Here is a 14,758-nt window from a genome sequence, read left to right as displayed (position 1 = left end):
GGCAAAACTACCACTTGCAAATAGTACCAGCTTATGGTTTGTTTCGTGGGTCAGGTTTGTTTACCAGTAAATATTCTTTAGGAGGCGCTGTATTTAACAAATGACGCACAAAATAATCCCAGCGGCGGCGCATCATGTAGGGAGAAAATGTACCAAAGCCATGCTGACTGGATGGGAATACGATTAAATCATAGTCTTTATTGGCCTTTTCCAGCGCTTCTACTACCAACATGGTGTTGTAAGGTGGCACGTTATTATCCATTAAGCCATGTGCTAATAAAAGGTTCCCTTTCAGGTTGGCAGCGTATAACTGGTTGGCCTGTGTTACATAGTCACTGGCATTGGTAAGGCCGTTATAACGCTCGCCCCAGTCATCTTCATAGTTACGATTGTCATGATTGCCCGATTCGGAAATACCCACTTTAAAAAAGTCGGGGTATCGGAACATGGCGGCGGCTGTAGCAAAACCGCCACCCGAATGTCCCCAGATGCCCACTCTCGTGGTATCAATGTAACCGTAACGTGTGCTTAGCTGACGAATGCAGGTTATCTGATCAGGCAGGGTGTTAATGGCCATGTTGCCATAACTCATGTCATGGAAGCTTTTACTACGCATAGGGTTGCTGGTTCCTTCCAGCACTACCACAATAAAGCCCAGTTCGGCCAGCGCCTGATGATCGCCCCTGGCCGAAGTAAACGACCAGTTGCGTACGCTGCCTCCCTGTGGGCCCGGATAGATATAATCTACCACCGGATATTTGCGATTGGGATTAAGATTCGTAGGTGTAAACAGCAGGCCATATACATCCGTTTTGCCATCCGCTGCTTTTACAGAAAAAGGTGCAGGCGCTTTCCAGCCCGTAGCGGTTAAGCGGCTGATATCCGCTTTTTCCAGTGTAGTTAACAATTTCCCTTCTTTATTACGTAACACAGTAACTCCCGGCACGTCAGGCTGCGACCAGGTATCTACCAGGAATTTTTTATCAGGTGAGAAAGTAAACTTGTGGTTACCAGGTTCTGGTGTTAACAGGGTTAACCCTTTACCATCAAAGTTGATCTTATACAGGTAACAGAAATAAGGGTTACCTGCTTCACGTCCGCAGGCTTCAAAATACACCACACGCTTTTGTTCATCTACTTCCAGTAAGCGGGTTACTACCCACTCACCTTTAGTTACCTGATTTTTCACTTTGCCGGTAGTGGCATCATAGAGGTATAGGTGTCCCCAGTTGTCCCTTTCAGAATACCAGATAAACTCTTTACTTTTTTGCAGATACTGCCAGTTAATGGTTCCCTGGCCTGATTCATATTGTGTAGCCACCTTTTCTTCCATCACTTCCCTAATCTGGCCTGTAGTGGCATTGGCTATACGTAGCTTTTCATGCTGGTGGTTGCGTGAAGTGGATACGAAGGCCAGCTCAGCATCATCCCCGCTCCAATCCACATCATCAAAAGTACCGCTGCTGGATATATCATCGCTTAAAGTACCACGGTGCGGATCGGGGCCTACCTGTATGGGTATCACCCTGGCATTATCTACATCAATAATTACCCGGTGAATCATGATAACCGCCGAATCGCCTGGTAAAGGGTATTTCCAGGAATGCAGATCAGGTGCGCCAACATTGGTGGTTACCAGGTACATATTATGCACATGCCGCTGGTCTTGTTTAAAGGTGGCTATTTTGCGGGAGTTGTGCGACCAGCGTAACACGGGAGCGTCACTGGTAGTCCATCCTGCATTATCGGTGGCATAGCCAAAATCCTGTATGCCATCTGTAGTTAACTGTGTCAACTGGTTGGTAGCTACCTCTCTCACCCACAGGTTATGCTCCTTTATAAAAGCAGCGCGTTTTCCATCAGGCGATAACACTTCGTTTTCACGTTTACCCGGGTTGGCCTTAGCATCGGAAATAAACTGGTTTACTATTACGCACTGTTGCTGTTGCATATCATATTGCCACAACCTTCCTTCTACCGTAAACCAGATAGTTTTATGATCAGGTAAATAGCGGAAGGTTTGAAAAGGCAGGTGCCAGGCATCGTACTGTTTGCCAGTTGCTGATGACAAAGCAGTGGCCAGCTGCTGCTGGTTAAAGGCAGCGGCACGTGTTCCTTTTGTGGTGTTTACCAATATAAACTCGCTACCCTTGGCGGTTAACACCCGATACCAGCAATTGCCATCCGGAAGCCATTGCGGCGACACATTGAAATGATCCACTAATGCGTCTGTGTTATAACTTAAACGGCTTTCAGCAAAACGGTAGTTTTCTGCTGTAACGGGGTTGACTGCCTGTGCCTTAGCAGTCAGGGCCGCTGTTAAACAGGCGGCGGACAGTATGTACAATTTCATAATCAAAAATGAATAAACCTCTGATAATGTGAAAGGTAAAGCAAAATAAACGAGTATTCCCCACATCCATTGCTATTCCTTTTTTGCATGTATAGATTAATATATGTAAACAAAATGTTAATTACGGATAATAAACATAAAACTTAATTGTATTACTTTGATAGAAGCTGGTCAATCCTCACATTTTCCAGCCTGCACATGAGATTACCCCTGTACATGAAAACCAATACCAAAACTACAGATATCATCATAACCACCTAGAGAACCAAACCTACATTATATGAGCTTGTGTCACCCTCCACGGCAACATTTGTTGTCGTTAGCAACGCTTTTGTTATTACTGTACAGTTGTGCTGTAACTTACGCACAAACCAAACCACCACTGCTTACCGGCACTGTTGTTTCGGCCAAAGGACTGCCGGTTGAAAAAGCTTCGGTTATGCTCAAAGGCAATAAAACCGTAGTAACCGATTCTCTCGGGCATTTCAGTATCCTGGTAAAAGATACCACGCACCTGGTGTTAACCGTATCACACACTACCTTTAAAATTCAAACACTAACGCTTACCAGCCTGCATCTACCACTTACTATTACTATGGTAGATGCAGACGGCAAACTGGAAGATGTGGTGCTGATTGGTTACCAGTCAATATCACGTAAAAAGAACACCTCCTCTATTGCCAGCATTTCGGGCCGGGAGATTGAAAATCTTCCTATAGCCAGCTTTGACCAGTTAATGCAGGGGCGCTTATCAGGTGTAAACGTTCAAAACTATACCGGCGAGCCCGGTGCTTCGCCCACTGTTTCTGTAAGGGGTAATTCGCGCATCAGCACCAGTTACGATCAGCTGAATGCTGTAAGCGCTCCTTTGTATGTAGTAGATGGTGTACCTCAACCTACCGAAAGCTACATCAGCAGCAGTGTAGGCACAGGCACCAACTACCTGGGTGGCGTAAACCCTAATGATATTGAAAGCATTGATGTGTTGAAGGATGCGTCGGCTGCTGCTATTTACGGTTCGCGTGCAGCCAATGGGGTGATATTAATTAAAACGAAAAAAGGCATATCCGGCGACCCCAAAGTAACCCTTTCGGGATATAATGGTATTACAGAACGTCCACAGCTGCGTAAAACCGACCTGGGCGGCAAAGAACGGCTGGAAAAGCTATTGCTGTTAAAAGACGCACTTACCTATGTTAACCAACGCCAGTTGCCTTATATACTTACCGACAGCTTAAACCCCGCGTTTAACGGCAATACAGACTACCAGGATATGTTTTACCAAACGGGCTTAATTACTAATGCCGACCTGGGCATGTCGGGTGGCGGTAATAACAGTAATTACCGGTTTAATACCAACTATTATAACGAACAGGGAATTATTAAGGCTACCGGCTTTAAAAGGTACTCAATGCGGCTAAACCTGCAATCCAAAGCCTGGAATGGCAAAATTACTTTTAACCCGTTGATTGCATTTAGCCGTATGGACAGGGGCCGTGGCTCTGGTGATATCACCAAATCAACTGCTGTAGATGCGGGTACTATGCCCACCTCCTTGTTTAACTTAAGCGATACCAAAAGAAGCTTTCTGCTGGGCACTTACAGCAAAAACCTGGACAAGAATGTAAACAACCAGTTTACCTTCAACCTAAACCTGGGCGTTAAGTTCACCAATGATTTCAAATTTACTTCACAAACCGCGCTTTTGTATAATAACTCGCGCCGCGATTACAGCCGCACCAGTGAATTAAACAGCGGCAAAGGCAATTCTTCTTATTCCTTTAGTGATAACGAGGCCAATATATCTACCTCTAACTATTTCACTTATACCAAAGTGTTTAAAGAGCATAATATAAACCTGATAGCCGGGCAGGATGTTTTGTACGATAATTACCAGTACAGCAAAGACTCTGGCTATGGCGGCTCCAGCGATCCTATACAAGTGGTAAATGGATATAGCCAGGATAAAATCACCACCATCACCGACAACCAAACATATGGCATCCTCTCCTACTACGGTCGCCTGGCATATGATTTTAAAGGACGGTATATATTCTCGGCCAGCCTACGTACAGACGGCTCTTCCCGGTTTGGAGCCAATAGTAAATGGGGCACCTTTCCGGCAGTTTCGGTAGGCTGGATAGTATCAGAAGAATCCTTTTTCAACAGGCATGTTTCGGCTATCAGTTTATTAAAGCTACGGGGCAGTATTGGCAACTCGGGCAGCCTGCCTAATTCCAATTACCTGCAGTACAACCTGTATACCGTAAATGCAGGAGGCTATTCAGGTAATTACACTTCCTCGGGTTATAATGGTACTACGGCTATTACCCCCAATTTCAGAGATGGCGCTGCACAGCCTAACCTTAGCTGGGAAAAAAGCACACAGCTGAACGCAGGCGTGGATATAGAATTTCGTAACGGCAAGTACACCTTATCGGCGGATGTATATAATAAAGACAATAAAGACCAGTTGTTTAGTGTTAACCTGCCTGTTACCACCGGTTACAGCTATGCCCTCACCAATGCCATTGGTGTAAGAAACTCCGGCGTAGACCTTACGTTCACGGCTTCTCCACTTTCAGAAAAAAGCCCTGTGAAATGGTTTTCACGCCTGAACGTTTCCTTCAATAAAAGCAAGGTGATGTATCTGCCTAATGGCGGTCGTGATTTAATTATGAGCAACGACCGTTTTAATAAATCGCACCTGTTAAGTGTTGGCAGCCCGGTAAATACATTTTACTTAGTAAAAACACTGGGCGTGTTTTCTACCAGTAATGATATCCCTATCAACCCGCTTACTGGAGATAAGCTGAGTGTAGGCACCAGCCCTTTCCAGGAAGGAGAGTTTCACCTGGCCGACCTGGATGGCGATTATAAAATAGATCCTTTTAATGATGGTGTAAATGGCGATAAGATGCCTATTGGTGATCCCAATCCCAAATTCACCGGCGGCTGGACTAATACCTTTACTTATAAAGGTTTTACCCTGGGTTTGTTTTTCACTTATACTTTCGGGCGGGATGTGCTGGACCTGTATAAATCAGATCTATTCAACACCTTTTCGGGCTGGGGAGGCAATGCTGTAGCTGGTTTGGCACAATATGCACTGCCTGATATGGATGGTATTAATATCTGGAAAAAAACGGGGGATAAAGCAGAATACGCCAAGTTGGATTTAGGCACTTACCGTTATTATTACCGCTCGGACCAAACCTTTTTTCTCACCAAGGGTGATTATGTAAAACTGAAAAGTGTTAGCGTTACTTATAACCTGCCTGCCCGCTTGTTACAAAAAATTAATCTCAGGGGCATTAAAGTATTTGCTGTGGCCGATAACCTGCTTAGATGGCAACGCAGTAAAGACCTGCCTGATGCGGAAGCTATTAATGCGTATGGGGAATATAATGGCAACGGCTACCCTATTCCTAAAAAATACACGTTTGGCCTGGAGGTTATTTTTTAACGGATAAACCAATAACTATGCAAGTGAAGATACTTCCTGCAGTTTCAGCTGTGCTGGCTGCTTTACTGATATTCTGTTTTACCTCGTGCAATAAGGTACTGAACCAGGAGCCTGTAAACTCTACCTACGATGGTGTGTTCTGGAAAAGTGTGGGCGATTGTAATGCTGCCCTCGCAGGCAATTACAGTTTATTGCGCGATGCACTTACCTACAAAAGCAACAGCTACTACATGTATGGCGATGCGGTAGCACAAAACTATTTTACCATACAATATACCGGTGATGCGCTGGAGTATATACAGGGTGGCGACTTTACCCAGAATTACAACCTCAACAGCCTGGGCAACTGGAGCCGGTTTTATAAGGTAATAGCCATGTGTAATACAATTATTAAGAAGGTGCCTGCCATTGACGATAAGTTGTTGTATAAAGACATAAGTGATGTAGCGGCTTTTAAAGACAAAATAGTGGGTCAGGCATTTTTTATAAGAGCTTACTGTTACTTTATGCTTACCCGTGTGTGGGGCGAAGCTCCCATTGAGCTGGAAGCATATGATAATCCACTTACTGCCCCACAGCTGGAGCGTTCGTCGCGTGTGGCAGTGATGAAACAGGTGGAGGATGATTGTCACAAAGCTATTGCTATGCTTTCCTGGGGCTATGAAAATACCGCTGAACAAGCCGTGATGGCCAACAAAGGATCGGCCTATGCCCTACTGGCACATTTGTATTTATGGCGGGCTACTATGACTGATGCCACCAGCAATGCACCTATTATGCAGGATGTGCAGCATGCAGATACTACCATTGATGCAGTACTTACTTATGGTGGTTATAATTTTACCGACACTGCCAATTACTCACGCATGTTTATAGGTCGCTCCTCTGAATCTATTTTTGAAATCAATATGAGCGAAGACAATAAAGAAGGCTCGTTTGAAGGCATCGGGCTGTTTTTTTTACCTACTCAATACCTGGCCACCGCCACTACTAACCCACGGTATTATGTACCCAAAAGATACCTCGACGATCATTATGGCTTTGGCGGAGAATGGGTTTGGGACGAGGATGCCTATGCCTGGATATGGAATACATTTTACGATTCAACGGATGTACGCTTCCGTCACAACTTTACCAACATAAGACAACCACACCCGGTTTGCTTAAAATACAGTAATGTGGTGTACCGCTCGGCTCAAACCAAAACAGATCCTTATTTAAGCAATAACATGATTCTTTTTCGCCTGAGCGACATGGTACTGTTAAAGGCAGAAATAGCCCTTTACAAAGGCGACGCTGCCACAGCTGCAGGTATCATCAATGATTTAAGAAAAAGGCGCGGCGCTAATGAAGAGCACATTGCTGACCCTTCCGGTACTGTAGAAGACGTGATGTATGAATATGTGCTGGAACGTGGCAAAGAATTGTACCTGGAAGGACATGTTTATTGGGACCTGCTACGCACGCGGCAATACGAACCTTTTATTGGGTGGCTAACAGAAAGCCGGTTTAAACAAAGCGGCTATTACTGGCCGGTAGATCCCACATTATTCAGAGATAATCTCAAATTAAGCCAGACATCTTATTGGAAGGGTAAAATTTAAACTTATTACATATGCGTATTACCAGATTATATAGCCTGCTGTTTGCCTGCATGGTTATTTGCTGCGGCACCGGTTGTAAAAAAGATGCCTATAAAGACGATGGTGGCAAAGCTGTGGCCGAGGTAAACATGACCACTTACGACTACCTGAAATCGAAACCACAGTTTAGTTCGCTTATACACCTGATAGACAAAGCCGGTTTACAGGAAAAGCTCAATAGCAATATCACCTTTTTTGCTGTTACCAACTACGGAGTGGATGACTGGGTTTCGGCTAAGAAGCAGCAACGTATCATACAATTAAACGATGAAAATATTACGTTTACTATCGATAGCATCCCGGTATCCTACTACAAGGATTCGCTGCTTACCTATATGTTTGCCGGTAAAATAACCCGCGACAGTTTAACTACCAGGGGTAAAATTTACAATAACCTGTTAGGACCAGTATCTGCTGATACTACCTACTTAATAAAACTACACCGGTTTACTGATGTTTATAGTAACTACCTCGACTATATAGAATATGTAAATTTCACATTGGTAATAGGTAGTCGTGACGACCTGGCAGCCGATCCTGACGCTATCCCGGAATCGCAGAAAGACATCAGTTCTGACTGCCAAACCTCCGGTATTATTACCACCACGGGAATACTGCATGTGCTGGATGGCTACCACCGGCTTTTCTTTAATGGGGAGCCTTTATCCGGTAATTAATTCATCCGTAAAACATACAAAATGAAACGATATATATTGGCGTTATTCATTATCACAGGCAGTTTAGTTGCCTGCAGCAAAATAGTGCCGGGCTTTTTAAGTAATACATTGGGCTATACAGGTAAGGAAATCATTTGCAAAAGAGGGCTGGTATACCAGGCTTCTGATAAAATCAATTATGATGGCAGTACCCCTCCTGTTACTTTTGCACTGTTAAACCTGCGCGATAGTGCCACGGGAAAGGCTGCACCAGTGGAGTTTACTACCTTGTATGAAGTGATGCAGTTTAAACCTGGTTTAAGCTTTAACATTGCTACTGATACAACTGTTGACATTTTAAATGCTAAAAGGCAGCTGAATAAAATTCCTCCATACAATTTCAACACCACCAGCGGTCAGATTGTATTTAACAGAGGTACTAAAAACCTTCCTGTAGGCATGTATAATTTTGACATAGAGGCTACCAATGCCAATGGCACCAAGTTTTATCCATCAGCTGGTTTTATACATGTAATGGACCCTACGGATGATGACATGTTTACCTTGTCATCTACCTTTGCTAATGCATTTGATGATATTACTGCTGCTACCACTGCTATGAAAACCCCTAAAATAAGCTTTACCAAACAAAGTGATGATGGCTCTTCGGTGATATTAAAGATTACCGACAAAAATGGAGTTCCTTTTAATCCTTTAAAGGGTGAGGTGATTAAACGTGGCGACAGGCCTTATTTCCCCACCTATGCTAAATTTCACCCGATAGTATTTACCGATACTGCTATGGTGTGCAACTTTGAATTGGCACCTTTTCCTTTGTCTACTTATGTAGACAATACAGGGTATAGCTGGGGATACTTACAGTATTACCGTATACCCAGCAGTTATGTAGCTATTGACGGTATGCCTTCTACCACAGGCTATTCAGCAAACCCGGTGTTTGCTTTTAAAATTAACCTGGAAGGCACCTATGTGGTAGAGGTAAAATTAACCGACGCTGTTCATAAATAATTGCACTTATAGGAAAGAAGGCTTCTCATTTATTGGAGAGAAGCCTTCTTTTACTATCTTAATAAGGTTACTGAGCCTTGCCTTCGTATAGTGTTACCATTATTGTCAACCCCTTCCGCCACCCATACATAGGTAGCCAGCGGCTGTAATTCACCGTTGCAGGTGCCATCCCATCCTCTTGCCATATCAAACGATTCGAATATCTTTTTACCCCATCGATTAAATACTCTGAAATAGTTCAATTTTTTCATGCCCCGTAAATTGGCGTATAGTATATCATTCTGCCCATCTCCGTTTGCAGAAAACACATTAGGTACCAGTATATCACTTGCCAGGTATACACTAACATGCAGGCTATCTGTGGCAACACAACCTGAAGGAAACGACATTTCTACCAGGTAATCCTGGTCTTTTTGTAAAACTGCATTGGGGGCAGCAATAGAAGCATTAGAGAGGCCTGTAGCAGGCAACCAGCTATAGCTTGCGTTGAGCAAATTTCGCGCCTGTAAAGTTATCGTTGTTTCGGGTTGCGCATTCAACTGCGTTAACCGTATACCTGGTGTTTCTGCTTCTACCGGTATTACCTGCGAAGCAGTTACTGCCAGGGTAGGACAGTTTTGCGGTGTTACGATTAAAGAAACTGTATAATTACCCGCTGCACTATATGTGAACTGAGGTGAAATATTACTGCTACTTTCACCATTACCGCTGCTCCAGGTATAGTTTACAACGCCGCTGAACGTGATATCGGACGTATTAGTAAAGTTGACTGCTTTATCTACACAATAACTATTATAATTAAATGCTACCTGTGGAGCCAATAAACGGGTAATTGCAATATTGTTGGCTACAGTGGCTTTACACCCAAAACCATCCGTAGCCACGGCAGCATACATTCCGGTTTCTGCAACGGTCAAAGTTGCGGTGGTTTCTGCTATAGCTGTATTATCGTGCAGCCATGCAAAACTGTAAGCACCCGATGCGCTTATGGGAAGTGTTGCACTGGTACCACAAAGAATAGTACCCTGTATTGCTGTTAAATTGCTTACCGGCAGTGCGTGAATGGTTAATGTTCCATTGACATAGGAGAAATTGTAATTATCAGCCACTGCTCCTGTTGGTATAATATCGTAATTGCCGGCTACGGTTTGTGTGGTAGCAATGGTTTGGGCAACAGGTAATGCGCTTAATACGAGGCTATCTTCACCGTGTACAAAACCAGCATAACTCACCGTAAAACCAGGGTTAATTTCTGCAAAACAACGTGCTTTGTTATCCGCTGTAATAATCACCTCCGCTTTATTAATAATCAATGCACCGTTCACATAACTAACAGCATAGTTGCCAGCGGTTAAACCACCCGGAGTTATTACATAAGCATTTACATTTACGGCGCCCTGCGCGGTACCACTATAGGTTATTGAACCAGTCAGCACCGTTGCATTTTCATTATTTACAAAACCGGAATAACTAACGCCGTTACCGCCTGTAAAGGACATACCATCATACACTTTAGCTGAATCGATGGCAGTAATGGTTAACGTTGCTTTATTGATAGTAAGGCTACCATCGGCATACTGAATATTATAGTTTCCAGAGGTTAAACCTCCTGGAGTAATGACGTAGTTGTTTACATTTGTAGCCCCCTGTGAAGTGCCGCTATAAGTTAATGTCCCCCCAATACAAATGCTGTTTCATTGTTTACCAAACCCGTATAGGTGACACCATTGCCGCCAGTAAAAGACAAGCCATCGTATATTTTAGCACTGTCTTTTGCAGTAACAGTTAAAACAGCCTGGCTGATATATAAAGAACCATTTGCATAATGAATATCATAGTTACCGGAAGTTAAACCGGCGGGAGTTATTACATATGTGTTTACATTTACGGCTCCCTGTGAAGTTCCGGAGTAGGTTACAGAACCACCTAATACCGCTCCCGTTTCATTGTTTACCAAACCAGTATACGTAACACCATTACCACCGGTAAATGCTAAACCGTTGTACACTTTGGTACTATCTTTTGCAGTAACAGTCAAATTGGCTTTGTTTATTGTTAAGGCACCTGCTGTATAGGTAATAGTATAGCTTTCCGCAGTCAGCCCACCGGGTATGATGGTGTAACTATTTACATTGGTAGCCCCCTGCGAAGTTCCTGTATAAGTTAACGTTCCTGTTAAAGCCACAGCCTGGTCATCGCTGTAAACAAAACCAGCGTAAGTAACATCATTGCCGCCCGTAAAAGCTGTGCCGGTGTAGGTTTTTACTGTATCTTTTGCTGTAATGGTTAAAATAGCTTTGTTTATAATAACATTAAAAGTATCGCTGGCGGGTAAATAAGTGCCTCCCCCTGCCTGGCTTATGGTAATAAGCACTTTGCCTGCCTTTTTAATAGCAATTTTCCATTTATTACCATCAGCGGCATCCTGGTATGCCTGAGCAATGGAATTATCTGCAGAAGAATAAGATAGTGATAATCCGGAATTATTGGTTGCCCCTGGTTCAAAACTTCCCTCTCCATATGTTCTCACTATATACCCGGGTGAAGTTATTTTTTGTGTTCCTGCTGCTGCTTCATAAGCCCCCATATCAATGATACCATTATTGCTATAATTGGTTACGCGGGCATTGCCTGCCGCATCAAATGAACTGGCATCCAAACCAACAAACAAATTATTACTACCGGAATCAATTACTGCACTGGCATTAGACAAGCTATAATTGCCAGTAGAGAACGGGGCTGTACTAAAATCAGGTGCATTTACAAATTCAGGATCAGTGGTTTCATTGATGATGTGCAAACTACTGTTAACAGCTTCTCCCTGCACCAGGCTGTAACTGATAACTGTTTTATAACTGGCGTTATTATTTTCAATACCTGCACTGTTACCATATACAATACTGTTTTGTACTGTGGGAAGCAATATAGTGTTAGTGGCATAATTATATAAACCTGCGCCTGAATTACCCGCAAAGGTAACATTGGTAAATAATGTTGCAGAGCCGCTATTATACACACCACCACCCATGTTTCCCGCTTTATTGCCAGTAATGACAACGTTTTTGACACCGGAGCCCGAACTCACTGATGAAAAATTGATTCCCCCACCGCTGAAAGCAGCATTGTTGCCGCTAACAATGCTGTTGGTTATTATCACAGTGGAAATACCTGCATAAAGCCCCCCACCTCCAACACCAGCTACATTGTCTTTAATTACCGAACGGTTAATGGTAAGTGTACCATTAGATGAATTTATTCCGCCTCCGCTACTGGAACAAGAGTTACCCACCACAGTAACTGAGTCTAAAAGCCAGGTAGCCTGTGACCCATAAAAATATATAGCTCCCGCGCTACTGTTATTAGATTTATTGTTACTGAAGGTGCATTGACTGAATGTTACAGACTGAGCATCTGTACCATTATATACATAAGCCCCACCTGCAGTTCCTCTTGAATAATTATCGTTAAATATCACATTGGTGAATTCGCAATTAGTGTTAGTAACAAAAGCACCGCCACCATACCCCTGATAAACAGGCAAGCTGTTGGCAACCGGGTATAAACTACCATCTGCCCTGCCACCTGAAACTGTAAAACCATTGACAGATGCAGAGCCTGCATCGCCTATTGTCATCAATACATGGTAAGCGTTATCAGTTGCAGTGCCCGCTACACCAATATCGCCACTTAAAATGCTTCTATTGGCAGCTATATTACGCGCAGTAATATCCGTTTCTGTACCTGCAAAGCCGCCATACATTTTTACATCTTTCACCACCACAAAGCCGTTATTGCGATCGGTAGCCACCGCGCTATTTAAATCGTTGAATGCATATAATGGCAAATAAGTACCTGCCGCTACCCATATCTGCTTTACCTTGCCAGCGGTTTGCGCATTCAAAACAGCTGCTGCTTTCAAAGCATCGGCCACTTCTGCTGCTGCAAAATTCCAGCTACTGCCATTACCATTGCTACCTTTTTTTACATATATAACACCATTTGAACCAGGTGCCACCTGATATTCATTTGCACCTATATCAATAATCCCTCCGCTGGAATAATCTTTTACACGTGAATTGCCTGCCAAATCTTTGGTATTGGCACCCAGCCCCGCAAACAAGCTATTGCTGCCTGCATTTATCAGTGGACTGTTTGAGCGAATTGCATAATTACCATTACTAAATGGTACAGTAGTAAAAGAAGGAGCATTAAAAAACAAAGGATCGGTAGCAGGATCTAATATATGATTGGCCACATTGGCAGCTATGCCTTGCAGCAGGGAATATTGTGCACTAAGCGTGTATGTTCCATACTGGCCTGCATCGCCAACCAAACCGCCACTATTACCATACATAATACTGTTATTGTAAGTAAGCTTGCAGCCATTATAAGCATATGTTCCAGCTCCCTTTGTACTACTATTGCCGCAAATAGTTACATTAGTGAAATTAACATCGGAATGGCTTGCCCCAACTCCACCGCCTAATTCACCTCCGCCATTTCCGCTTATAACTGCGTTAGTAAAAGAGACAACGGCAGTGGCATTTTCCACAATACAAACCCCCAATCCATAATTAGCACCAATGTTTCCGATAACTTGTATGTTAGTAAAAGAGGGGGCGGCCTTTACCAGGAATATTCCGGCACCATTATTCCTGGTAAAGCTGTTTGAATTAACAATAACAGCAGCTGTGCTGCCATTTGCATTACCACCAGTAATGGTAAACCCATCGAGTAACGCTGTACCTACAGCTCCTGATGCCGATACTACATGATATGCATTATCGGAGTAATCGCCTTGCGTTTTTAAATCACCACTTAATATACTAGCGTTAGCAGTAACCGACAAATCTCTTGCTGCAACCGAGGTTTCGGTACCGGCAAAACCTCCGTACACCTTTACATCCTTTACCATTAAAAAAGAATTGTCCCGGTTATCTATACTAATGAGGGTGTTTGCAGAGAAATTAATAACATATTGGGGGTTATAAGTGCCCCCGCTAACCCATATTTCTTTAATAGCACCTGCGGCTGATGCATTAATAGTTTTTGCAGCCTTTAAAGCAGTAGACAGTTCGGCTATTGCATTACTCCAGCTATCCCCTCTTTGATTTCCGGTGCCGCCTTTTTTTACAAAGAAAACACCATTGCCGTCAGGGCTTTGGGCCATTCCAATAATTACAAACAGTAAACAGGCAAGGCAAAAGAGTAGTTTTTTTTTCATTACAGCGAGATATTGGGTATTATATAAACTTCAACGTATTGCTTTATGGGAGCTAAACCCGTGACCGTACTTACATTATAATAATGGTGGAAAAACAGCTGTTAGCGTTATAAGAACTTGTTGTTTTGTTTCCGAATACTGTGTAAAAAGGTGTGGCAAACGAATACATGTTTTCGCAAAACAAAGAAGAACAGGCTTCGGGAAGCAATAACTTCGAAGGTTTCATGTAGAGTTGAGTAGTTTTTTACTAACAGTTGAATCGGGTTCCGGCACTTGGTGCGCGTACCAAAAATCAGTAAAGATATATTACATTTAAAAAAATTGCAAAGTAACATTGTCCTTTTTCCTAAACAGGACTGTATAAAGCTGTGTGTTTTATGTTTCAGC

The 14,758-nt window shown here is 43.2% G+C and carries 7 protein-coding genes; 4 read left to right on the top strand and 3 right to left on the bottom strand.

From position 1 onward, the window contains the following. Nucleotides 1-31: 31 nt before the first annotated feature. On the bottom strand, nt 32-2,353 hold the full coding sequence (locus FLA_RS08530; RefSeq protein WP_076381324.1) for a S9 family peptidase: 2,322 nt from the start codon (nt 2,351-2,353) through the stop codon (nt 32-34). 280 nt (nt 2,354-2,633) lie between these two features. Here FLA_RS08530 and FLA_RS08525 point away from each other — a divergent pair, with 280 nt between their 5' ends. From FLA_RS08525 to FLA_RS08510, 4 genes are read left to right on the top strand one after another with little or no spacing between them, the layout of a single operon-like run. Beyond that, nucleotides 2,634-5,819: a SusC/RagA family TonB-linked outer membrane protein gene (locus FLA_RS08525; RefSeq protein ID WP_084206412.1), complete on the top strand. Its 3,186-nt coding sequence runs from the start codon at nt 2,634-2,636 to the stop codon at nt 5,817-5,819. A 17-nt stretch (nt 5,820-5,836) separates the two neighbouring features. Continuing rightward, nucleotides 5,837-7,423 (top strand): RagB/SusD family nutrient uptake outer membrane protein, encoded by a 1,587-nt coding sequence (locus FLA_RS08520; protein ID WP_076381151.1) that lies wholly within the window; start codon nt 5,837-5,839, stop codon nt 7,421-7,423. 11 nt (nt 7,424-7,434) lie between these two features. Then, entirely contained in the window at nt 7,435-8,139 is a 705-nt protein-coding gene (locus FLA_RS08515) for a hypothetical protein (protein WP_076381152.1), read from the top strand. A gap of 21 nt (nt 8,140-8,160) precedes the next feature. After that, nucleotides 8,161-9,147, top strand: coding sequence for a DUF5007 domain-containing protein (locus FLA_RS08510; RefSeq protein WP_076381153.1), 987 nt, complete (start codon nt 8,161-8,163; stop codon nt 9,145-9,147). 53 nt (nt 9,148-9,200) lie between these two features. Here the strand turns inward: FLA_RS08510 and FLA_RS08505 are convergent, their stop codons facing one another. After that, the gene (locus FLA_RS08505) at nt 9,201-10,646 is read right to left on the bottom strand and encodes an MBG domain-containing protein (RefSeq protein WP_096510841.1); all 1,446 of its coding nucleotides are present in this window, start codon (nt 10,644-10,646) and stop codon (nt 9,201-9,203) included. A 167-nt stretch (nt 10,647-10,813) separates the two neighbouring features. Then, on the bottom strand, nt 10,814-14,371 hold the full coding sequence (locus FLA_RS08500) for a beta strand repeat-containing protein (protein WP_148666363.1): 3,558 nt from the start codon (nt 14,369-14,371) through the stop codon (nt 10,814-10,816). Nucleotides 14,372-14,758: the final 387 nt, after the last annotated feature.

The sequence above is a fragment of the Filimonas lacunae genome, from assembly GCF_002355595.1.
In the GTDB taxonomy this organism is placed as follows: domain Bacteria; phylum Bacteroidota; class Bacteroidia; order Chitinophagales; family Chitinophagaceae; genus Filimonas; species Filimonas lacunae.
This window is presented reverse-complemented; position numbering and strand designations above follow the sequence as displayed.